Source organism: Williamsia herbipolensis (assembly GCF_036153515.1).
GTDB lineage: Bacteria > Actinomycetota > Actinomycetes > Mycobacteriales > Mycobacteriaceae > Williamsia_A > Williamsia_A herbipolensis.
Genome location: NZ_CP108021.1, coordinates 1,987,307 through 2,008,985, shown reverse-complemented (window position 1 = coordinate 2,008,985; position 21,679 = coordinate 1,987,307). Strand labels below are relative to the sequence as shown.

Sequence of the window (21,679 nt, the reverse complement as noted above, 5' to 3'; positions counted from 1 at the left end):
GCCGACGGCGCGATCAGGCCGTGACGGTGACCGCCGTGCTCGACACCTCGATGACCCGCGCCGTGGCGATGTCGAAGAACAGCCCGGCCACGCGCAGTCGACCGTCGGCGACCGCACGACCCACCAGTGGGTGGCGCTGCAGCGTCTGGATCTGCACGGCGACGTTGACGATGGCGAGCTGATCGACCTCGGAGAAGCCGGCGTCGGCCGCGCTTCGACCAGCGGGGTGTCCGCTGCGGAACGCCGAGAGGCTGGGCGCGGCGTGTTCGAGCCACGTCCCGACCGCGCCACCCGGACCGGATTCGGCGAGCAGTCCCGTCATCGCGCCGCACGAGGAGTGTCCGCAGACCACGATCGAGCTGACCCCGAGGTTGTCGACGGCGAACTCGAGTGCCGCCTCGACCGAGATGTCAGCGCCGGGCGCGGTCGGGATGAGGTTGCCGATGTTGCGGACGGTGAACAGGTCACCCGGGCCGCTGGCGGTGATGACGTTCGGCACCACCCGCGAGTCCGAACACGTGAGGAACAGCGAGTCGGGATCCTGCGCATCGCTCAGTCCCTCCATGTGTTCGAGCAACGCGTCGGCCGTCAGCCGGTGGTATTCGTGCACGCCGCTCTTGATGGACCGCAGGGTCGGTGACTCGTCGGCGTCGTGGCTCGACGCCGACGCCTTCCACGGCGCGAGACCCAACACGCGCGTGGCGACCTGGTGACGGCGCGGAGGCGCCTTGGGGGCATCGACGAGCAGCGCGTGCCCGGTCTCCTCGATGACCACGGTGCCGCCGACGGCCTCATGCGCCCACTGCCAGTCGGCGATCATCTCCGAGGCGGCGTTGTCGAGGAAGTCGGCGTCGATGTGCATGGTGACGTGCGCGCCGGCGGGCACCTTCGCCAGCGCCTTGTTCAGTCGCGGCAGCATCAGGAAGCTCAACGATCCGTGGATGCGGATCTCCCATTGGCGCGAACCGGGCGTGCCGAACGGGGCGGAGGTGATGCTGGCACGCACCACCCGGACCACGACGATCGCGACGGCGACCGCGAGACCGATGCCGACACCCTCGAGCAGGTTCAGGAACACCACCGCGAGCACGGTGATCACGTAGACCCACATGTCGCCGGTGCGCAGGGCGAGTTTCATGTGCGCGGTCTTGACGAGCTGGATGCCGATCACGACGAGCAGTCCGGCCAACGCAGCCATCGGGATCTGTTGCACCAGTGAGGTCAACAGCACCGCGAACACCAGGATCCAGACGCCGTGGAGGACGGCCGAGGCGCGCGAGCGGGCACCGGAGGCGACGTTGGTGGAGCTGCGCACGATCACACCGGTCACCGGCAGGCCACCGGCCATGCCCGACAGGATGTTCGCGCTGCCCTGACCGAGCATCTCGCGGTTGAAGTTCGTGCGCGGACCGGTGTGCATCTTGTCGACGGCCACCGCCGACAACAGCGATTCGACGCTGGCGATCAACGCGACCGTGATGACGCCGAGGGCGACGGCACCCCAATTGCCGCTGGGCAGTTCGGGGAGGGCGAGGGCGTCGAAGAAGTTGCCGTCCAAGGTGATCTTGTCGATGTCGAAGCCGGCGGCCAGCGCGACGACGGTGGCGCCGACGATCGCGACCAGCGGCCCCGGGACCTTGCGGTAGCGCGCGGGGAGTGACGGCCACGCCAGCATGGTCACGACGACGAGACCGCCGATGACGACGGTGTGCCAGTCCATGTCGATGAGCGAACCCGGTATGGCGCTGAGGTTCTCCCACGCGGAGCTCTGCGAGTCGCTGCCGAGCAGTACGTGGATCTGTTGCAGCGCAATGGTGATGCCGATACCGGCGAGCATGGCGTGCACCACCACCGGCGCGATCGCCAACGCGGCCTGCGCGATCCGGCTCAGGCCGAACACGATCTGCAGGACACCGGCGCCGACGGTGATGAAACAGGTCACCTTCCAGCCGAAGGTGGCGACCAACTCGGCGACCACGACGGTGAGACCGGCGGCCGGACCGCTGACCTGCAGGATCGACCCTCCGAGTGCGCCGGCCACGATGCCGCCGATGACGGCGGCGATGAGCCCCGCCATGACCGGGGCGTCGGAGGCGATGGCGATGCCCAACGAGAGTGGCAGTGCGACAAGGAATACGACGAGCGACGCCGGTACGTCGTACCGCAGTACGTCGCGGACGTTGATCGATGTCAATGCTGCTGGCAGGTGCATGGGCGTCAACCTAGCCAGCAATTGTTAAAGGGACCTTAAATTGTTTCCCAAGCCACAGAAAAGACCTGAAGTCTGGTCCGAGCTCCTACCGCGGCCATCCGCTCATGTGGGAAGTCACAACCCCGGACGGTGACGGGGATCATGGTGCCCGCTCGTCTCCTGTGACGATCACCGGAACCACGTAGCGGCGCACGAGATGGTCGATGTCCTCGGAGGCCGGCACGATCAGGAACGAGACCACGACACGGACGATCCACGCGACATCGGACGCGTCTCCCGGTCCGCCGAGGAGTGCGACGAATCGGCCGGTGACGGCGTTGATCATGTCCGACGACATGGCCAGCGCGCCGGTCGCCGCAGCGGAATCGGGCGAGAACCAGGCCATCAACGCCGGGTTGTCCTGCACTCCGGCGATCGCGGTGCGCACCGCCGCGACCAGGCGGTCGGACGGATCGGCGATGCCTGCGGTCTTCTCGCCGATGATGCGTGCGATCTCGCCGGTGGTCCGGTCGATGTAGGCGAGATCGAGATCGGTGCGGCCGGGGAAGTATCGGTACAGCGTCGCCCGTGAGCAGCCCGCGGCGTCGGCGATCTGACGCATCGTGACCTCGGCGACGCCGTCACGGAAGAACAACTCCTCGGCGACGGTCAGGATCCTGTCGCGCGCGACCGACGACCTCTCGTCGGCCAGCCAGGCTCGCTCCGGGCTCATCGCGCGTGCACCATGACCGACGTCGGCCGGCGCACGTAGTTGCCGCCCGCCCACTCGACGGTGTCGAGGTCGACATCGTGGTTCGGACAGCGTCGCAGCAGTTCCTCCAGGGCGACGCGTGCCTGCATGCGTGCCGCGGCCGCGCCGAGGCAGTGGTGGGCGCCGTGGCTGAAGGTGAGGATCCCGCGGGGGTCGCGGGTGACGTCGAGGTCCTCGGCGTCCTCGCCGTAGACGTCGTGGTCACGATTCGCCGCGCCGTAACAGAGCAGGACCTTGGCGCCTGCAGGGATGGTGGCGGTCGCGAACTCGACATCTCGAGTGGTGGTGCGGGCCAGTCCCTGCACGGGTGAGGTGAGTCGGAGCAGTTCCTCGACAGCGATCCGGATCGATCCGGGATCGTCGATGAGGATCTGCCGTTGGTCACGGTGGGTGTGCAGCAATTGCACTGCGCCACCGAGCATTCCGGTGGTGGTGTCGTTGCCGCCGGTCACCATCGTGAAGGTGAAGGCCAGGATCGACAGCAGCCCCGCGGTGTCGCCGTGGGCCCCGATCCCGGCCGCCACGAGCTGTGAGACCGTGTCGTCCCCGGGGTGCGTCCGCCGATGGGTGATCAACGAATCGAAGTAGGCCATCATCTCGCCGATCGCGGCACCTGCCGATGCGGTGGCGGTCGCGAACCCGCCGTCGGAGGCAGCCGCGGCGACCACGGCATCGGTCCACCGGTCGAAGCTCGCGCGATCGGATTCCGGTACGCCGAGATAGTGCGCGACCACCATGCTGGGCAACGGCTTGAACAGTTCGGCGACGATGTCGCCGGAGCCCTCGGCGCGCAACCGTTCGATGCGGTCGACGACGAACGCGCGCACCACCGGTTCGAGCGACTCGACCTGCCGCGGTGTGAAACCGCGCGCCACCATCCGTCGGAAGTCGGTGTGCACCGGCGGGTCGAGCATCACCATCGGCGGGTTGTCGGCCAGGCCGATGGCCTCGAGTTCGCCGTGGTTGACGGTCAGACCGCCGGCCGAGGAGAACGTCGCCGTGTCGGCAGCCGCGGCGGTGACGTCACTGTGTCGGGTGAGCACCCAGAAATCGGCGTCTCGAGTGCTCGTGTGGTGCACCGGCGCGTGAGTTCGCAGGTCGGCGTACATGCCGAAGGGATCCCGCCAGGTCGGGCCGGACCGCAGGGTGAAGTGCGGTCCGGCCGACACTGTTGCTGTCATGTACCGAGCGTGAGACACATCGTAAGATGTGTCAAGGAGGCCTCTACCCGGTGTGCGGCATCAATGCGTCGGGCGGGATGACGCCGAACTTGCCCGAGTTGAAGTCCTCGATCGCGGCGATGACCTCGGCCTTGGTGTTCATCACGAACGGGCCGTAGGCGAACACCGGTTCACGGATCGGCTGCCCTCCGAGCAGCAGGACCTCCATCGCCGGGCGGTTCGAGTCCTGGGTGCCGTCGGCGCTCACACTGATCCGGTCACCGGGGCCGAGGACGACGAGTTGGCCGCCGGTCACCGGATGGTGCAGCGGTCCCACCGTGCCGTCACCGCTCAGCACGTAGACCAGCGCGTTGTACTTCCGGTTCCACGGCAGGTTCAGCTGCGCGCCTGGCTCGATCGTGGCGTGCGCCATGGTGATCGGCGTGCGCGTGGAGCCGGGGCCGGAGTACTCGCCGATCTCGCCGGCGATGATCCGGACCAGGGCGCCGCCATCGCTCGACGACACCAGCGTCGCCTCCCCGCCCTCGATGGACTGGTAGGCCGGTGTCGTGAACTTGTCGGACTTCGGCAGGTTGACCCACAACTGGATGCCGTGGAACACGCCGCCGCTGGCCACGAGCTCGGCGGGTGGGGTCTCGATGTGCAGGATGCCCGAGCCTGCGGTCATCCACTGGGTGGCGCCGTTCTCGATGAGGCCGCCACCACCGTGGCTGTCCTGGTGCTCGAAGCGGCCGTCGATCATGTAGGTCACGGTCTCGAACCCGCGGTGCGGGTGCCAGCTGGTGCCGCGCGGTTCGCCCGGCTCGTAGTCGACCTCGCCCATCTGGTCCATGTGGATGAACGGGTCGAGATCGGCCTTGCTGACGCCGGCGAAGGCACGGACGACGGGAAAGCCCTCGCCCTCGTAGCCGCGGGGTCCGGTGGTCACCGCACGCACCGGGCGCTCGGTGTCGGACGGGGCGGCCTGTGCCAACCGGTCCAGGGTCAAAGTGTCTGCGGTGATCGCGGGCATCGTGTCCTCCTTCTTTCCTCGGCACGAGTGCGTGTCCGTCATTCTGCCCCATGTAACCGGACCGCGGTCCGATTTGTTCCGGCGATACGCTGAGCAGATGACGCACTTCCGCACGCGTTCGGTCACCGGCCCCGGCGGTGTCGAGATCGCCTACCGGGTCAGCGCGCCGCCTGCCGAGCCGACACCCGCCCTGGTGCTGATCCACGGCTGGGCGCAGTCGGCGGCGGCCTGGGGGACAGGTCTCCTCGACCGTCTCGCCGAGACCCATCGTGTGATCGCCGTCGACCTCCGCGGGCACGGAGCCTCTGGGGTACCCGCGCAGCATGGCGGCGACGCCGTGGGCGCCTCGTACTCCGCGGCGGATTTCGCCGGTGACATCGAGGCGGTGCTGGCGGCCGAGGCGTCGACGACGACGTCGGCCTTCGACCAGCCCGCCGTCACCGACGCCGGTGTCGTGCTCGCCGGCTGGTCCTACGGCGGCCTCGTGTCGTGCGATCTCCTCGCCGCCCGACTCGACCGCACCGATGGTGTCGGGGATGTCGTCGGCCTCGTCCTCGTCGGTGCGATCAGCTCGCTCGGTCGGGGGGCGGCCGGCGGCCGCATCGGACCGGCGATGCGCGCGGCCCTGCCCGACGCGTGCTCGGCCGACCCCCGCACCGCGATCCGCGCGCTGGGGTCGTTCGGCAGCGCGCTCGTCCCGGCCCACCGGCCCGAGCTCGGTGCGGTGAGTCAGCAGCTGTTCGGCACGTCGCTCGCCACCGCGCCCAGCGCACGCGCCGGGCTCTTCGCCCGCACCGCCGACCACGACCCGATGCTGCGGGATCTGACGATCCCGGTGCTGATCGTCCACGGCACCGCCGACGCCGTCGTCGACGTGTCCGCCGCCCGGCACGCGGCCGACCTCGTGGGCCATGCGCGCGTGGACCTCTGGGACGACGCCGGGCACGCGCCGTTCGTGGAGGACCCCGACCGCTTCGCCGAGTCGGTCCTGGCGTTCACCGGATCGATCGGCTCGGATGTGGGGGCGACGGTATGAGGCGACCGGAACTTCGGCGTATCGCCCTGATCTCGGTGCACACCTCGCCGCTGGCGCAACCGGGCACCGGTGACGCGGGCGGCATGAACGTCTACGTGTGGCAGACCGCCCGGACGCTCGCCCAGCGGGGCATCGACGTCGAGATCTTCACCCGCGCGACATCATCGGCCGACGCGCCCTCGGTCCGAGCGGCCGACGGGGTGCTGGTGCGCAACGTGGTCGCCGGGCCGTTCGAGGGCCTCGACAAGCGCGATCTGCCCACGCAGCTCTGCGCTTTCGCCGCCGGGGTCCTGCGCGCCGAGGCGATGCACCCGCCGGGACACTACGACCTCGTGCACTCGCACTACTGGCTGTCCGGACAGGTCGGGTGGCTCGCCCGCGACCGCTGGCGCGTGCCGCTCGTCCACACCGCCCACACGCTCGCCGCGGTCAAGAATCTCGCGCTCGCCGCGGGCGACGAACCCGAACCGATGCTCCGCCAGGTCGGCGAACAGCAGGTCGTCGCCGAGGCCGACCGTCTGGTCGCGAACACCGATGCCGAAGCGCAGCAGCTCATCTCGATCCACCACGCCGACCCCGACCGTGTCGACGTCGCGACCCCCGGAGTCGATCTCACGACCTACCGGCCCGGACCGCGGGACGTCGCGCGCGCCGAACTCGGTCTCGACCCGGGCGAGGTCGTGGTGACGTTCGTCGGACGGATCCAACCGCTCAAGGCCCCCGACGTGCTCATCCGCGCGGCGGCGCCGATCATCGACCGTGCGCGCGCATCGGGTCGCCGGGTGCGTGTCCTCGTGGTCGGCGGACCGTCGGGCTCGGGCCTCGCCCGGCCCACCGCACTGATCGACCTCGTCGCCGAACTGGGTATCGCCGACGAGGTCACCTTCCTTCCCCCACAGCGACCCGAGATGCTGGCGACGGTCTACCGTGCATCGGATCTCGTTGCCGTACCGAGCTATTCGGAGAGCTTCGGCCTCGTCGCGATCGAGGCGCAGGCCAGCGGCGTACCCGTCATCGCGGCCGACGTGGGTGGTCTCGGCGTCGCGGTCCACGACGGCGTGACCGGGATGCTCGTCGGAGGCCACCGCATCGACGACTGGACCGCGGCGATCGACGGCCTGCTGGCCCACCCGCGGCGCCTGGCCGAGATGGGCGCGGCCGCGGTGACCCACGCGCAGAACTTCTCGTGGGACCACACCGCCGACCAGCTCCTCGAGAGCTACCACCGCGCGGTGGCCACCTACGACGGTGCCGTCTCGCGCCCCGAACAGATCCCCACCCCGTCCACCCGTGGAACTCGGCGATGGTCACGTCGCCGGTCAGGAGTACGAGCATGAGCCAGCAGGTGCGCCCACCGGGCATCGTGGAGCAGTCCGATTCGCTGCAGAAGGCGTTGCGCGAACGCGGGGTGACGTTCGCGCTCAAGAACTCCGGCGGCGCCGACACCGAGCACCTCGTCATCGAGCTGCCCGGCGAACGCAAGTTGAAGACCACCGTCCTGCTCACCGTCGGCAAGCCCGGCGTGCGGGTGGAGGCGTTCGTGTGTCGTCGACCCGACGAGAACCACGAGGGCGTCTACAAGTTCATGCTCAAGCGCAACCGGCGGATGTACGGCGTGGCCTACACGATCGACAACATCGGTGACATCTACCTCGTCGGCCGGTTCTCGGCCGAGTCGGTGACCCCCGATGAACTCGACCGCGTGCTCGGGCAGGTGCTCGAGGCGGCCGACGGCGACTTCAACACGCTCCTCGAGCTGGGCTTCTACACCTCCATCCGGCGCGAATGGGCGTGGCGGGTGTCGCGCGGGGAATCGCTGAAGAACCTCCTCGCGTTCGAGCACCTCATCGACGAGGAATCGCTGCCGTACATCGCCCCGGAGAAGACCGTGACCCCGGTCGCCGAACGTGCGCAGGAGAGCGAGGGGTCGACCGCGGTATCTGGGTGAACCCCGCCTCGGCGCACTGTGGCCGTTGCTAGTCTGGGCGGCAGCTAGCTGTGACGGCCGGTTTCACCAACGTCTCCGGTCGTGCCGATCAACGGAGGTTCCATGAGTTTCGCGAGTCCGTTCCCCGCGGTGACCGTCCCCGAGACGACCGTCTACGACTACCTTTTCGGGGGTATCACGGACTCCGACCTCGACCGCCCGGCACTCATCGACGCCAAGGCCGACGCCACCACCACCTACCGTGACCTCGTCGGCCGCATCGACGCGTTCGCCGGTGCGCTGGCCGCACGCGGCATCGCCGTCGGCGACGTCGTGGGACTGCTCTCGCCCAACTCGTCGGCCTTCGCGATCGCCTTCCACGGCATCCTGCGCGCCGGCGCGACCGCCACCACCATCAACGCGCTCTTCACGCCCAATGACATCGCCAAGCAGCTCACCGACGCCAAGGCGACCATGTTGGTGACGGTGAGCGTGCTGGCGCCCGGCGCCAAGGAGGCGATCGACAAGCTCGGGATCGCCGACGATCACCTCATCGTGCTCGACGGTGAGGGGCTCGAGGCCAGCGGACACCCCAACGCGGCAGATCTGTTGGGGGAGAACAACGCTGCCCCCGAGGTGAGCTTCGATCCCGCGACCCATCTCGCGGTGCTGCCGTACAGCTCGGGCACCACGGCCAACCCCAAGGGCGTGATGCTCACCCATCGCAACCTGGTGTCGAACGTCTGCCAGATCCGCCCGCTGCAGGGCATGACCGCCGACGACGCGATCCTCGCGGTGCTGCCGTTCTTCCACATCTACGGCATGACGGTGCTGCTCAACGCCGCGCTGCACGCCCGCGCGAGCCTGGTGATCATGCCGCGCTTCGATCTCACGGAGTTCCTCGAGAACATCCAGGACCGCAAGTGCACCATGGGCTACATCGCGCCGCCGATCGCCGTGGCGTTGGCCAAGCACCCGCTGGTCGACTCCTACGACCTGTCGTCGATGCACACGATCATGTCGGGTGCGGCGCCGCTCGACGCGGACCTCGGCCACGCCGTGGAGAAGCGCATCGGGTGCCGCATGGTGCAGGGCTACGGCATGAGCGAGCTCAGCCCGGTCAGCCACGTCATCCCCTTCGACGGCGGACAGTCGTTGCTCGACGGCGAGAACGCGAAGCTCAGCTCGTCGGGCTGGACGGTGCCCAACGCCGAGAGCAAGCTCGTCGATCCCGTCTCCGGCGACGAGATCCCCTTGCCGAGTGAGGGTCTCAGCGACACCGGTGAACTGTGGTTCCGCGGCCCGAACGTGATGGCCGGGTACCTCAACAACGATGCGGCCACCGCCGAGACCATCGACTCCGACGGCTTCCTGCACACCGGCGACCTCGCACAGGTCGACCCGACCGGATGCGTGTTCATCGTCGACCGGCTCAAGGAGCTCATCAAGTACAAGGGCTACCAGGTGCCGCCGGCCGAGCTCGAGGCCCTGCTGCTCAGCCACCCCGAGATAGCCGATGCGGCCGTCGTCGGTGTCGTGGACGCGGAGTCGGGCGAGGAGATCCCCAAGGCGTTCGTCGTGCGCCAGAGCGGGACCGAGGTCACCGCCGACGCCGTGATGGAGTTCGTCGCGGGCAAGGTCGCGCCGTACAAGAAGGTCCGTCAGGTCGAGTTCATCGGCGAGATCCCGAAGTCGGTGTCGGGGAAGATTCTTCGGAAGGATCTCCGGACGCGGAGCTGACCCGCGGGATCGCGGTGATCAGAGCGACCCCGACGACGGCGGCGATCGCACCGATGACGTAGACCAGCTCGAACGCGGAGCGGCTCGGCACGGTGCGCATCCCGCCGTCCGTCGTCAGCGTGACCGTCGATGCGGCGAGCACCGCGATGATCACCGCCGACGCCGTCGAGGTGCCGATCGACCGCATCAGCGAGTTGAGTCCGTTGGCGGCCGCGGTCTCGCCGAGCGGCACCGACGCCATGATGAGCCCCACCATCGCGGCGTAGGCGACGCCGAGGCCGGCGAAGGTGATGGTCACCCCGACCATGACCTGCCACGGCGAGTCCATCCACACGATCACGAACAGGTAGCCCAGGCCCATCACCGCGGTCCCACCCCGCAGGGTCGACCGCGCGCCGAACGCGGTGACCAACCGCGCCGAGAACGGGGACATCACCAGCATCGCGAAACCCGCCGGTGCGACCCACAATCCGGACGAGAGCACCGTCTGGTCCATCTCGACCTGCATCAACCATGGTGACACCAGGAGCATCCCGAGCAGGGTGAACCCGATGAGCACCGACACCAGATTGGTCACCAGCACCGTCGGGCGCGCCGCGAGGCGCAGGTTCACCAGCGGCGAGGCGCGCCGCAACTCGTATGCAGCCCAGGCGATCAGCGTCACCGCACCGACGACACCGGTCACGATGGTCTCGGGATCGCCCCAGCCCCAGACGCGGCCCTTGCTGATCACCAACAGCAGGCACACCAGACCGATGGCGAGCCCGATGATGCCGACGACGTCGACGGTGCCGGGGGACCGTCGCGGCGATTCGGGGATCTGCGTGAGCACCGCCAGCAGTGCCAGGGCGGCCAGGACCGACGAGACCCAGAACAGCATGTGCCAGTCGAACTGCTGGGGGATCCACGCCGCGGGCGGCAGACCGACCGCTCCGCCGAGGCCGAGCGCCGCGCCCATCGTCGCGATCGCGCCCGGAACACGTTCCGGTGGGAGGAGGTCACGCAGCAGGCTGACCCCGACCGGGATCACCACCAGGGTCACGCCCTGCAGCGCGCGCCCGACGACGAGCGGTGCCAGGCTGTCCGACAGTGCCGCGATCACCGATCCGAGCAGCAGCGAGCCGAGCGCGACGAGGATCACCCGGCGCTTGCCGAAGAGGTCGGCGAGACGCCCACCGGTCGGCAGGGCGACGGCGGCGACGAGCAGGGTCGCGGTGATGACCCAGGCGGCGTTGTCGGCGCTGGTGTCGAGGTACTCGTCGAGACGACCGACGATCGGTAGCAGGATGACGCTCTGGGAGTACGAGGACACCGCACCGGCGGAGCACAACACCGCGACCATCAGGCCCGGACGCGCTCGGCGTTCCACTTCGGCAGCAACTGTCACGCAGACAGCCTGACCGATCGATTGCTCGGTGGCAATCGGGGAGGTGTCAGCGAGCGGCGGGCGCGGCGTGCCGTCCGTAGTCGGCGCTGCCGTCGACCGGCAGCTCGCCGTCGAGGATCTCCTCGGCGATCGACTCGTCGGCACGATCCTTGTGCTCGGGCAGGTCGACCGGCTGGGTCCCCGGCAACGCGCTCTTCTTGTCGCCCGGGATCAGCAGGATGAGAGCCGCGGCCACGAGCGACGCGACGGCGCCGATGATGAACACCATCTGGAAGGCCGAGCGGTCGGGCACGCTGGTCGGACCGATGTTCACCGTCGAGCTGGCGAGGATCGTCGCGAGCAGCGCCGAGGCGATGGCCGTACCGATCGAGCGCATCAACGAGTTCAACCCGTTCGCCGACGCGGTCTCGCTCAGCGGCACCGCCGACATGATCAGCGACGGCATGGCCGAGTACGCGATCCCCACACCGGAGCTGGTGACCATGACCGCGAGGGCGACCTGCCACGGCGCGGCGGCGGCCACGATCGCGAGGCCGTAGCCCAGCGCGATCACGACGGTGCCGATGAGGAGGGTGAACTTCGGTCCGATGGTGACGTTCAGTCGGGCCGAGACCGGCGACAGGAACATCATCATCAGTCCGCCCGGAGCCATCCACAGGCCGGCCTCGATGATGCTGCGGCCCATGCCGTAATCGAGGACGCCGGGGATGTGGGGGAGCTGCAGCAGCTGCGGCGACGCGAGGCTGATGCCCATGAGCGCGAACCCGATGACCACCGAGACGATGTTGGTCAGCGCCACGCGCGGGGTCACCGACACCCGGATGTTCACCATCGGTGAGCTGGTGCGGAGTTCGTAGACGACCCACGCGGCGAAGACGATCAGTCCGGCCGCGACGAGGCCGAGGGTCAGGTCGCTCGTCCAGCCCCACGACCGCCCCTTGCTGAGCGCGAGCAGCAGACAGACGAGCGCGATGGTGAGGCCGACGGCCCCGACGCTGTCGAACGTGCCTCCCGATCGGGCCGGCGACTCCTGCACGAGGGTGATCACGAGCAGGAACGCGACGGTGCCCAGCGCGGCCGAGGTCCAGAACAGCACGTGCCAACTGAAGTTCTGCGAGATCCAGGCCGCGACGGGCAGACCGATGGCGCCACCGACACCGAGCGTGGCGCTCATGGTCGCGATCGCGCCGGCGATCTTGTTCGGGGGCAGCTCGTCACGCAGGAGGCTGATGCCGACGGGGATGACGCCCATGGCCATGCCCTGCAGACCGCGACCGATGATGACGGGGATCAGCGAGTCGAACACGGCGCTGATGACCGAGCCGATGACCATCAGGCCGATGCTGGCGAGGATCACCGACCGCTTGCCGAACATGTCGGCGACGCGACCGGCGATCGGCATGACGACCGCGGCGGCGAGCAGGGTCGCGGTGATGACCCACGACGCGTTGTCGGCGGAGGTGTGGAGGTACGTCGGCAGCAGGCCGACGATGGGGACCACGAGGGTCTGCATGTAGGAGGCCAACAGGCCGCCGAAGCACAGCACCGCGATCAGCATCGTCGGGGAGGGCTTGCGCGTGGGCTCCAGGCGTAAAGTACTCATTACTTGCATCATGCACGTAGTGGTGGAGCGCAATCAATCCGAAATCGTGTGACGACGTCTACATACGGATAAAGCGGACAACCGGGAATATTGCGGCGCCACCGGGTGCGCTCGGTTTCGGGGGCACGAGCGTGTGGCCCCGATGTGGAAAACTGCTCGGCATGGCTACCGGAACCCTGATCCTGATGCGGCACGGCGAGAGCGTGTGGAACGAGTCCAACCAGTTCACCGGGTGGGTGGATGTCGCGCTGACCGACAAGGGTCGCGCCGAGGCGAAGCGGGCCGGGGAACTGCTCGTCGAGCACGATCTCCTGCCCGACGTGCTGTACACGTCGCTGCTGCGCCGCGCGATCCAGACCGCGCAGATCGCGCTCGACGTCGCCGACCGCCACTGGATCCCGGTGACCCGTGACTGGCGCATCAACGAGCGGCACTACGGCGCGCTGCAGGGTCTCGACAAGGCGGCCACGAAGGAGAAGTTCGGCGACGAACAGTTCATGCTGTGGCGCCGCAGCTACGACACCCCGCCGCCGGCGATCGAGCCCGACGCCGAGTACAGCCAGTCGGCCGACCCGCGGTACGCCGACCTCGACGAGGTGCCGCTGACCGAATGTCTCAAGGACGTCGTCGAGCGGATGATCCCGTACTTCACCGAGGTCATCGCCGCCGACCTGCGGGCGGGCAAGACCGTTCTGATCGCCGCGCACGGCAACTCCCTGCGGGCGCTGGTCAAGCACCTCGAGCAGATCTCCGATGCCGACATCGCCGGGCTCAACATCCCCACCGGGAACCCGCGTCGCTACGACCTCGGTGACGACCTCATGCCGATCGGCGAGGGCGCCTACCTCGATCCCGAGGCCGCCGAGGCCGGGGCCGCCGCGGTCGCCGCCCAGGGGGAGAAGAAGTAGCCACAATCCGGGCATTCGGCGGTACCCTGGGATATGGCCCAGATCACAACCACGTCGTCCGGTGCCGGTGACACCCCACAGGTCCGGTTCGCACACTCGCCCGCCCAGGAGCGCTACGAGGCGTTCGTCCTCGATGCGCACGGCAACGATGAACTGGTCGGGTATCTCGACTATCTCAGCGAGGTCGACCAGGTCGTGATCACCCACACGGTGATCTTCGACCGCTACACCCACCACGGTTTCGGGGCGGCCCTGGTCCGCCACGTGCTCGACGACATCGCGCGCACCGGACGCCCGGTGGTGCCGGTCTGCACGTTCGTCCGCGGTTTCGTGCACGACAACCCCGCGTACGCGCCGATGATGGCCTCGGCCTGACCGCCGCTCCCGTGCGCCCGCCGACGACCCCCTCGCGGCGGAAAGCGAGGGCGGGAGGGCGAAATCACGGTGAACACCATCCCAACAAGGTCCACCTGGCTTGTTACCTACGGGCGCAGCACGCATTCTTGCGGAGTGTCGCGTTCAGCCAGAAGTGAGCTCGCCGCCCGGCGGGCACGGTGGGTGACATGACCGCAACGGTGGTCGTCATCGTGGTCGCCGTCGTCGCGGTGTGTGTGGCCGCGGCTGTGGGTTGGCGGATCGGGCGGGGTACCGCGCGGAGAGCCGACGCGGTGAGCACGCTGCGCAGCGCGACGAGCAGCGAACCCGAGGCCATCTCCCCCGGCGAGAACGCCGACCTGCGCAATCAGGTCGGCGGTCCGGCCGAGCTGCTGGAGCCGGGCACCGAGATCGTCGACGGACGCATGTCGAAGGCCGCGCTTCTGGCGTTGATCGTCCAGTCCACCGAGACCGGGATCGCCGTCGTCGACGAGCACCGCGACGTCGTGCTGTTCAACAAGCGCGCCGATGCCCTCGGACTCGTCCACGACCACCTTCTCGACGACCACGTGTGGCAGGCCGCGCGCACGGTCCTCGACACCGGTGCCGACTGCGACGTCGAGCTGGTCCCCGACCACCCGATCAACGGGTTCGTCTCCACCGGCCGCGCGATCAACCCGCCCGTCGCGGTGCGGTGCATCATCCGGCTGGTCACCGACGGCAACGAGCGCTACGCCGTGGTCTACGGCGACGACGACTCCGACAACGTGCGACTCGAGGCCACCCGGCGCGACTTTGTCGCCAACGTGTCGCACGAACTGAAGACTCCGGTCGGGGCGATCGGTCTGCTGACCGAGGCGCTGCTCGAGTCGCAGGACGATCCCGAGGCCGTCCGCCACTTCGGCGAGCGGGTGATGACCGAGTCGATCCGCATGGGCAACATGGTCAACGAGCTCATCGCCCTGTCGCGGCTGCAGGGCGCCGAGAAGCTGCCCGACGCCGACGACGTCGACGTCGACGGCCTCGTCGACGAGGCCATCCACCGCGCGCAGGTCGGTGCCGAGGCCGCGAGCATCTCGCTGACCACCGACCCCCCGAGCGGCCTCGTGGTCCGCGGCGACCGCACGCTGCTGCTCACCGCGCTCAACAACCTCATCGCCAACGCCATCGCCTACTCGCCGGCCAACTCGCCGGTGTCGGTGAGCCGACGCGTCGTCGCCGGGGACGACGACATGGTCGCCATCGCGGTGACCGACCGCGGTATCGGGATCGCCCCGCGTGATCAGGAGCGGGTCTTCGAACGGTTCTTCCGGGTCGACAAGGCCCGGTCGCGCGCCACCGGCGGTACCGGACTCGGACTCGCCATCGTCAAACACGTCGCGGCCAACCACGACGGCTCCATCACGCTGTGGAGCAAGCCCGGCACCGGCTCGACCTTCACCCTCGCCGTGCCGATGGCCCGCGCGCCGCGCCGGTCCACTCCCCGCGCCGGCGACGCCTCGTCACACGGACCCGCCGCCCGCGCCCGCTCGGCCCTCAGCCACACCCCGAACCCGTCCACACGGGTTCTCGAGACAAAGGAATCCCACCGGTGACGCATGTCCTGATTGTCGAAGACGAGGAGTCTTTGGCCGATCCGCTCGCCTTTCTCCTGCGCAAGGAGGGCTTCGAGACCACTGTCGTGAACGACGGGACCCGGGCCATCGGCGAGTTCGAACGCGTGTCGCCCGACATCGTGCTGCTCGACCTCATGCTCCCCGGGGTCTCGGGCACCGAGGTCTGCAAGGCGCTGCGGCAGAAGTCGAGCGTGCCGGTCATCATGGTGACCGCGCGCGACAGCGAGATCGACAAGGTCGTGGGCCTCGAGCTCGGCGCCGACGACTACGTCACCAAGCCCTACTCGGCCCGAGAACTCATCGCCCGCATCCGCGCGGTCCTGCGCCGCGGGGTCGACACCGGCGACGACCTCGGCATCGACGGAGGCCTGCTCGAGGCCGGCCCGGTGACCATGGACGTCGACCGCCACATCGTGCAGGTCGGCGGATCGCCGGTCACGTTGCCGCTCAAGGAGTTCGACCTCCTCGAATACCTCCTGCGCAACGCCGGCCGGGTGCTCACCCGCGGGCAGTTGATCGACCGTGTGTGGGGTGCGGACTACGTCGGCGACACCAAGACACTCGACGTCCACGTCAAGCGCCTGCGCTCGAAGATCGAATCCGACCCGGGCAACCCCGAACACCTCGTCACCGTCCGCGGACTGGGCTACAAGCTCGAGCCGTAGCAGCCGGCGGAGCTGCTGAGATCGTCCCCCTGAGTGGTCACCGAGGGCAAATCGCCGCCGGTCACCCTTCACGGGGACGATGTCGGCCGCGGCGGCGGTGACGGTCGGCCCGGGTGATGGCCATGATGTCGGCGAACACCTCCTCCCAGCCGAACATCACCTCCTCGTAGGTCAGCCGCAGCTTGAGCCATCGACCCACCAGGGCTTTCCGGTCGCGTCTACGGTCGTTCCGGTACTGGGCCAAACCGGTGTGGTGCGACACCGAGTCACATTCGATGAGCAGACGGCCTACGCGCAGATCGACCTTGCCGACGCCGCGGATGCGCGGTTGGACACGGACCTCGTACCCCGCGGCCCGCAGTCGCAGACGGACGAGAGTCTCGGTGCCGGACTGGGAGCGCGGGTCGCATCGGGCCAACAACTCGTCGATCCGACGTGTCGCCGTCGGCAGCAACGCTCGAAGTTCGTCGGTGGTGACCGACCTCGAGTTCAACGCCGAGTCGCAGACCACCACCCAATGGTCGGCGGGTAGGCAGCCGACGGCGCAGTGCAGGGCCACGGGTATCGAGTCGACGGCGTCATCGAGGGGGAGTGGCCGCCCGACGCCCTGGCACGAACCCGGCCGTCGCCCCTTCCCGTACTTGCTGGTCCGCACGTGCAGTCCCTCGTGGCCGGGTGGGATCCAGAGATCGTGGAACCTCAGCGCGGACACGCACCCGAGCACGCCGCCGGCGCGCACCGCCGCGACGGTCTCGGGGTCGGCGATCGTCGTCGCGTACCAGCCGGGCCGGAGTCGGATCAGATCCCCCGAGCGCACGGCTCGCCGGATGTCGGAGTCGGTGTGGCCCTGCGCGAGTAGGCGGATTCGGGAGTGGACGCCGCTTGTCATCTCGCTCTGACGGGGCAGAGCACCAGACGGTTCCGGCGACATCCTGTCGAGATCGTCCCCGTGAGCGGGGTCCGGCGGCGATATGCCCTCGGTGGCCCGTCAGGGGGACGATCTCAGCAGCAGCGGCGCCTATTCGGCGTCGAGTTCGACGTACTTGATGTCGGTGTCGCGGCGGGTGGTGGCCGCGGCGGTGGCGGGGTGGATGGCGATGAGGCCGAGTCCGTTACGGCGACGGCAGGCCGCGGCCAGTTCGTCGTAGGCGGCCTGGCCGAGCAGTTCGGTCAGCTCGGGGGCGTACGACTGCCAGACCTGGGTGGCACCGACATGGGCGTCGGGTGAGCCCGAGCAGTACCACTCGAGGTCCTCGCCGCCCGAACCCCAACCGCGACGGTCGAACTCGGTGATCGTGGTCTTGAGGATCTGGGTGCCGTCGGGGCGGTCGACCCAGGTCTGCTCGCGGCGCACCGGTAGCTGCCAGCACACGTCGGGCTTCACGGTCAGCGGCTCGAGTCCCTTGCGTAGCGCCATCGCGTGCAGCGCACACCCCGCGCCGCCCGGGAAACCGGGACGGTTCAGGAAGATACACGCGCCCTTGTGTTTCCGTGTCTTGATGGCCGGCTCGTCGTCGAGCGTGTCCTCCTCGAGGTAACCGCGCTTGCCCAGCGGGTCCTTGCCGGTGCCCTTGCTGTGGAACTGCCAGTCCGCGGGCGTCAGCATCGACATCCCGTGTTCGAGCCGCTTGCGGTCGTCGTCGTCGGAGAGATACGCCCCGTGGCTGCAACATCCGTCGTTCTCGCGCCCTTCGATGATGCCCTGGCACGCGGGCGTCCCGAACACGCACGTCCAGTGCGACAGCAACCACGTGAGGTCGGCGCTGATGAGGTGTTCGGGGTCATCGGGATCGAAGAAATCGAACCATTCCCGGGGGAAGTCGAGTTCGACCTCGGGAGCGGGTGTCATCTTGTCGGTGGCTGCCTGCACAACAGCCAACGGTAGACGCACTAGGTTGTACTGCGTGCGCTTAGGAGTTCTCGACGTGGGAAGCAACACCGTCCACCTGTTGGTGGTCGATGCCCATCGCGGTGGGCACCCCACGCCGATGAGTTCCACGAAATCGACGCTGCGCCTGGCCGAGCAGATCGACGGCTCCGGTCGCCTGTCCGACAGCGGCGCTCGCGCGCTGGTCGAGGCGGTCGACGAGTTCACCACGATCGCCCGCACCTCGGGCTGCGAGCAGGTGATGGCGTTCGCGACATCCGCGGTCCGCGACGCCACCAACTGTGACCACGTGCTCGCCGAGGTCGCCGCCGCGACGGGCGTCGAGGTGGAGGTCCTCACCGGGGAGGACGAGGCGCGGCTGACGTCGCTCGCGGTCCGCCGCTGGTACGGCTGGAGTGCGGGCCGGATCCTGGCCCTCGACATCGGCGGCGGGTCGCTGGAGTTGTCGAACGGTGTCGACGAGGAACCCGACGTCGCGCTGTCGTTGCCGCTCGGTGCCGGTCGTCTCACCCGTGAGTGGCTGACCGAGGACCCGCCCGGCAAACGACGGGTCGCGGTCCTGCGCGACTGGCTCGACGCCGAACTCGCCGGTCCCGCGAAGGCGCTCGCCGACGCCGGTGCCCCCGATCTCGCGGTCGGGACCTCGAAGACCTTCCGGTCGCTGGCGCGACTCACCGGCGCCGCGCCGTCGAGCGCGGGCCCGCGGGTGACCCGGACCCTGACCAGCAACGGCCTGCGCCAGCTCATCGCGTTCATCTCGCGGATGTCGGTGCGCGACCGCGCCGAACTGGAGGGGGTCAGCGACGACCGCGCCGGTCAGCTGGTCGCGGGCGCGCTGGTGGCCGAGGCGTCGATGCGGGCGTTGTCGGTCGATACCCTCGAGATCTGTCCGTGGGCCCTGCGCGAGGGCGTGATCCTGCGCAGGCTCGACGTGGAGCCGATGGCACCTGTCGGCGATCCGCGGGCGCCCGGCACCCGATGACGCTGATCTCGCTCGTGAGAAAGGGCAGTACGTGATGGCAAGAGAACCCGATCCGGATTCGCGCCCGATCTCGGTCGCGGAGATCCTCGCCCGGCGGGCCGAGGCGGATGCGCAGGACGCCGCGAACACCGCCGACTCGGGCGGCGGACGTCGCCGTCGTGGTGGGGCCGGCTCGTTCTCCGTGTCGGAACTGACCGGTGAGCAACCCCGCATCGGCGGCGGTTCGGCGCACTCCGGCAGCTTCGCCGCCATCGACCGTTCGACCGCCTTCGGGGACGTGACCAGCGGTGACGCCGTACCCGACGACGCCACCCTCGCCGCGGAGTCCTCGTTCGTCCCGAACCCGGGCGAGGCGCACATCGCGCCGTCGGAGACCCCGCGATACGAACCGCGGTCGCGCCGGTTCCCCCGGTCGGAGGCGCCGCGCCCGGCTGGCGACCCCGATCCGTACCCCCGCTCCGAGCCCCCGGTGGGTCGGCCACCGGTCGCCGACACCGCGCGCTGGGCCGCTCCCGACACCGCCCGCCCCGACACCGCCCGCCCCGACACCGGGCGGCCGGTGCACCCGCCGACCCGCGACATCAGCGCCGGCGCGGTCCGGGACCGACTCGGCGCCGATCAGCCCGCGGGGGAGGAGGCGACCGGGATCGTCCCGCGTTACGCCGACGGCCCGCTGGTGGCGTGGCCGACGCTGCCCGCCGACGAGGACCTCGACGACCTGTCGCCCGAGGAACGCGAGCGGGCGTTCGAGCGCTACCGAAACTTCGAGGACATCCCCGCCGAGGAGGTCGAGCCGCCGGCGAAGCCCGGTGGTCTGCGCGGCGTGCTGCGGCGCCTGAGCGGCGACCGTGCCCCCGCCGAGCCCGCCCCGATCGCCGAGGCGACACCGACCGACGAGGTGGCGGCCGATCCGGTCGCCGAGGCGCCTCGCGATCACCCGTACCGCTTCGCGCCCGAGCCCGAACGCGACGACGTCGATCTCGACGAACTCCCGCCCGCGGACCTGCCGTACGACCACATCGAGCCCAGTGCCGTGGTCGAGAACCGCGTGGACGACGACCCCGACACCGAGGTGGTCGATCTCGACCGTGCGCAGCTCGGCGGGTACGACACCGCCCCGAGGTCGGCCGCGCCCACCTCGGCATTCGGCGCGACGTCCCTCGAACCGATCGCCGACACCGACACCGCCGACACCGTCGACGACACGGCATCGACCCCCACCCGGGCCTCGCGCCGCGCCGCCGCGACCGAGGAGGCGTCCCCGACGCGGCAGTGGGTCGTGCTCGGCCTGCAGGTTCTCGCCGGCCTGGTGATCGGGGTCGGACTGTTCCTGGGCTTCACCGAACTCTGGCGCTGGAACGTCTACTTCGCGCTGGTCCTCAGCGTCGTCGTCATCTTCGGACTCGTCACGTTCGTGCACGTGGTCCGCCGCAGCCAGGACCTGATCAGCACCCTGCTCGCGCTCGCCGTCGGTCTCGTCGTCACCATCGGACCCCTCGCCCTGCTCGCCTCGGGCAACTGATGGCCGATCGGGGGCCGGTCGAGGTCGACATCCCCATCGGACTGTCGACCGCGTCGGTCTATCCGCAGAACACCGAGGCCGCGTTCCAGTACGCCAGCGAGCTGGGGTTCGACGGCGTCGAGTTGATGGTGTGGGGCGAACAGGTCAGCCAGGACATCGACCACGTCCACTATCTGTCGGACCGCTACGCCATGCCGGTGCTGTCGGTGCACGCGCCCTGTCTGCTCATCTCGCAACGGGTCTGGGGTCGCGACCCCATCGCCAAACTCGCGCGGTCGGTGACCGCCGCGCAGGAGCTCGGCGCCTCGACCGTCGTGGTGCACCCGCCGTTCCGGTGGCAGCGTCGCTACGTGAAGCAGTTCTCGACGCTCGTCGCCGAACTCGAGGCCGACAGCGGTGTCGCGGTCGCGGTGGAGAACATGTTCCCCATGCGCGCCGACCGGGTCTTCGGCAAGTACGACGAGGCCGCGCAGCGGATGCAGCGTCGCGGCGGCCCCGGCATCAACGTCTCGGCCTTCGGCACCTCGATCGACCCCACCGACGACGGGTTCGCGCACTACACGCTCGACCTGTCGCACACCGCGACCGCCGGCGTCGACGCCCTGGCCCTCTTCGAGCGCATGGGCTCGAACCTCAACCACCTGCACCTCACCGACGGTGTCGGGGCCGCGGTCGACGAGCACCTCGTGCCCGGCGACGGCAACCAGCCCTGTGTCGAGGTGTGCCGTCGGCTCGCCGAGAGCGACTTCGCCGGGGGAGTGGTGCTCGAGGTCACCACGGGCTCGGCGCGCACCAAGCCCGAACGCAGTGAGATCCTCGCCCGGTCGCTCGCGTTCGCGCGCGAGCATCTGGCCCGAACCTGACCTGAAGGAGA

At 69.3% G+C, this 21,679-nt stretch carries 19 protein-coding genes; 11 read left to right on the top strand and 8 right to left on the bottom strand.

Annotated features, from left to right (window positions below):
• Positions 1–13: 13 nt before the first annotated feature.
• From OG579_RS09000 to OG579_RS08985, 4 genes are all read right to left on the bottom strand, one after another.
• Entirely contained in the window at positions 14–2,212 is a 2,199-nt protein-coding gene (locus OG579_RS09000) for a bifunctional SulP family inorganic anion transporter/carbonic anhydrase (RefSeq protein ID WP_328858853.1), read from the bottom strand.
• 139 nt (positions 2,213–2,351) lie between these two features.
• The gene (locus tag OG579_RS08995; RefSeq protein WP_328858852.1) at positions 2,352–2,924 is read right to left on the bottom strand and encodes a TetR/AcrR family transcriptional regulator; all 573 of its coding nucleotides are present in this window, start codon (positions 2,922–2,924) and stop codon (positions 2,352–2,354) included.
• The gene (locus tag OG579_RS08990) at positions 2,921–4,144 is read right to left on the bottom strand and encodes a cytochrome P450 (RefSeq protein WP_328858851.1); all 1,224 of its coding nucleotides are present in this window, start codon (positions 4,142–4,144) and stop codon (positions 2,921–2,923) included. The genes OG579_RS08995 and OG579_RS08990 overlap by 4 nt, the downstream gene beginning before the upstream one ends.
• Before the next feature lie 43 nt (positions 4,145–4,187).
• Positions 4,188–5,156 (bottom strand): pirin family protein, encoded by a 969-nt coding sequence (locus OG579_RS08985; protein ID WP_328858850.1) that lies wholly within the window; start codon positions 5,154–5,156, stop codon positions 4,188–4,190.
• Between the two features lie 97 nt (positions 5,157–5,253).
• Between OG579_RS08985 and OG579_RS08980 the strand changes: the two genes are divergently transcribed.
• From OG579_RS08980 to OG579_RS08965, 4 genes are all read left to right on the top strand, one after another.
• The gene (locus OG579_RS08980; RefSeq protein WP_328858849.1) at positions 5,254–6,192 is read left to right on the top strand and encodes an alpha/beta fold hydrolase; all 939 of its coding nucleotides are present in this window, start codon (positions 5,254–5,256) and stop codon (positions 6,190–6,192) included.
• Entirely contained in the window at positions 6,189–7,529 is a 1,341-nt protein-coding gene (gene mshA, locus OG579_RS08975) for a D-inositol-3-phosphate glycosyltransferase (RefSeq protein WP_328858848.1), read from the top strand. Before OG579_RS08980 ends, mshA begins: the two co-directional genes overlap by 4 nt.
• On the top strand, positions 7,526–8,140 hold the full coding sequence (locus tag OG579_RS08970) for a type III secretion system chaperone family protein (RefSeq protein ID WP_055793192.1): 615 nt from the start codon (positions 7,526–7,528) through the stop codon (positions 8,138–8,140). The genes mshA and OG579_RS08970 overlap by 4 nt, the downstream gene beginning before the upstream one ends.
• Positions 8,141–8,242: 102 nt before the next feature.
• The gene (locus tag OG579_RS08965; protein WP_328858847.1) at positions 8,243–9,859 is read left to right on the top strand and encodes a 4-coumarate--CoA ligase family protein; all 1,617 of its coding nucleotides are present in this window, start codon (positions 8,243–8,245) and stop codon (positions 9,857–9,859) included.
• Here OG579_RS08965 and OG579_RS08960 read toward each other — a convergent pair.
• The gene (locus OG579_RS08960) at positions 9,792–11,246 is read right to left on the bottom strand and encodes an MFS transporter (RefSeq protein WP_328858846.1); all 1,455 of its coding nucleotides are present in this window, start codon (positions 11,244–11,246) and stop codon (positions 9,792–9,794) included. The two genes, OG579_RS08965 and OG579_RS08960, sit on opposite strands and share 68 nt — an antisense overlap.
• A 46-nt stretch (positions 11,247–11,292) precedes the next feature.
• Positions 11,293–12,849 carry an MFS transporter gene (locus OG579_RS08955; protein ID WP_082079901.1) on the bottom strand — a complete coding sequence of 519 codons (1,557 nt, stop codon included), beginning with the start codon at positions 12,847–12,849 and terminating at the stop codon, positions 11,293–11,295.
• Positions 12,850–13,010: 161 nt separating this feature from the next.
• Between OG579_RS08955 and OG579_RS08950 the strand changes: the two genes are divergently transcribed.
• The 4 genes from OG579_RS08950 (at position 13,011) to OG579_RS08935 (ending at position 16,413) form a co-directional block, all read left to right on the top strand.
• Positions 13,011–13,757, top strand: coding sequence for a phosphoglyceromutase (locus OG579_RS08950; RefSeq protein ID WP_328858845.1), 747 nt, complete (start codon positions 13,011–13,013; stop codon positions 13,755–13,757).
• 33 nt (positions 13,758–13,790) lie between these two features.
• Complete coding sequence (locus tag OG579_RS08945; protein WP_328858844.1) at positions 13,791–14,132, top strand: GNAT family N-acetyltransferase; 342 nt, start codon at positions 13,791–13,793, stop codon at positions 14,130–14,132.
• A 188-nt stretch (positions 14,133–14,320) separates the two neighbouring features.
• Positions 14,321–15,727: a sensor histidine kinase gene (locus OG579_RS08940; RefSeq protein WP_328858843.1), complete on the top strand. Its 1,407-nt coding sequence runs from the start codon at positions 14,321–14,323 to the stop codon at positions 15,725–15,727.
• Entirely contained in the window at positions 15,724–16,413 is a 690-nt protein-coding gene (locus OG579_RS08935) for a response regulator transcription factor (protein WP_045821892.1), read from the top strand. Before OG579_RS08940 ends, OG579_RS08935 begins: the two co-directional genes overlap by 4 nt.
• A gap of 61 nt (positions 16,414–16,474) precedes the next feature.
• Here OG579_RS08935 and OG579_RS08930 read toward each other — a convergent pair whose 3' ends face one another.
• Together OG579_RS08930 and OG579_RS08925 are read right to left on the bottom strand one after the other, a co-directional pair.
• Entirely contained in the window at positions 16,475–17,302 is an 828-nt protein-coding gene (locus OG579_RS08930) for a hypothetical protein (RefSeq protein ID WP_328858842.1), read from the bottom strand.
• Positions 17,303–17,431: 129 nt separating this feature from the next.
• Positions 17,432–18,262 carry a hypothetical protein gene (locus OG579_RS08925; RefSeq protein WP_328859200.1) on the bottom strand — a complete coding sequence of 277 codons (831 nt, stop codon included), beginning with the start codon at positions 18,260–18,262 and terminating at the stop codon, positions 17,432–17,434.
• A gap of 55 nt (positions 18,263–18,317) precedes the next feature.
• On the opposite strand from OG579_RS08925, the gene OG579_RS08920 reads away from it, so the two are divergent.
• Genes OG579_RS08920 through OG579_RS08910 form a run of 3 tightly spaced genes read left to right on the top strand, consistent with a single transcriptional unit; the run spans position 18,318 to position 21,668 of the window.
• Positions 18,318–19,283 (top strand): Ppx/GppA phosphatase family protein, encoded by a 966-nt coding sequence (locus OG579_RS08920; protein WP_045821893.1) that lies wholly within the window; start codon positions 18,318–18,320, stop codon positions 19,281–19,283.
• 34 nt (positions 19,284–19,317) lie between these two features.
• Complete coding sequence (locus tag OG579_RS08915) at positions 19,318–20,805, top strand: hypothetical protein (protein ID WP_328858841.1); 1,488 nt, start codon at positions 19,318–19,320, stop codon at positions 20,803–20,805.
• A complete protein-coding gene (locus OG579_RS08910) occupies positions 20,805–21,668 on the top strand; it encodes a sugar phosphate isomerase/epimerase family protein (RefSeq protein ID WP_328858840.1) in 864 nt (287 codons plus the stop codon). The genes OG579_RS08915 and OG579_RS08910 overlap by 1 nt, the downstream gene beginning before the upstream one ends.
• The last annotated feature ends 11 nt before the right edge of the window (positions 21,669–21,679 follow it).

Bases quoted from the DNA above. Each gene is read 5' to 3' on its own strand.
- mshA (WP_328858848.1), top strand. From the start codon at position 6,189: ATGAGGCGACCGGAACTTCGGCGTATCGCCCTGATCTCGGTGCACACC.
- OG579_RS08970 (WP_055793192.1), top strand. From the start codon at position 7,526: ATGAGCCAGCAGGTGCGCCCACCGGGCATCGTGGAGCAGTCCGATTCG.
- OG579_RS08955 (WP_082079901.1), bottom strand. From the start codon at position 12,849: ATGAGTACTTTACGCCTGGAGCCCACGCGCAAGCCCTCCCCGACGATG.
- OG579_RS08990 (WP_328858851.1), bottom strand. From the start codon at position 4,144: ATGACAGCAACAGTGTCGGCCGGACCGCACTTCACCCTGCGGTCCGGC.
- OG579_RS08940 (WP_328858843.1), top strand. From the start codon at position 14,321: ATGACCGCAACGGTGGTCGTCATCGTGGTCGCCGTCGTCGCGGTGTGT.
- OG579_RS08995 (WP_328858852.1), bottom strand. From the start codon at position 2,924: ATGAGCCCGGAGCGAGCCTGGCTGGCCGACGAGAGGTCGTCGGTCGCG.
- OG579_RS08910 (WP_328858840.1), top strand. From the start codon at position 20,805: ATGGCCGATCGGGGGCCGGTCGAGGTCGACATCCCCATCGGACTGTCG.
- OG579_RS09000 (WP_328858853.1), bottom strand. From the start codon at position 2,212: ATGCACCTGCCAGCAGCATTGACATCGATCAACGTCCGCGACGTACTG.
- OG579_RS08985 (WP_328858850.1), bottom strand. From the start codon at position 5,156: ATGCCCGCGATCACCGCAGACACTTTGACCCTGGACCGGTTGGCACAG.
- OG579_RS08945 (WP_328858844.1), top strand. From the start codon at position 13,791: ATGGCCCAGATCACAACCACGTCGTCCGGTGCCGGTGACACCCCACAG.
- OG579_RS08925 (WP_328859200.1), bottom strand. From the start codon at position 18,262: ATGACACCCGCTCCCGAGGTCGAACTCGACTTCCCCCGGGAATGGTTC.
- OG579_RS08965 (WP_328858847.1), top strand. From the start codon at position 8,243: ATGAGTTTCGCGAGTCCGTTCCCCGCGGTGACCGTCCCCGAGACGACC.
- OG579_RS08980 (WP_328858849.1), top strand. From the start codon at position 5,254: ATGACGCACTTCCGCACGCGTTCGGTCACCGGCCCCGGCGGTGTCGAG.
- OG579_RS08915 (WP_328858841.1), top strand. From the start codon at position 19,318: ATGGCAAGAGAACCCGATCCGGATTCGCGCCCGATCTCGGTCGCGGAG.
- OG579_RS08930 (WP_328858842.1), bottom strand. From the start codon at position 17,302: ATGACAAGCGGCGTCCACTCCCGAATCCGCCTACTCGCGCAGGGCCAC.
- OG579_RS08950 (WP_328858845.1), top strand. From the start codon at position 13,011: ATGGCTACCGGAACCCTGATCCTGATGCGGCACGGCGAGAGCGTGTGG.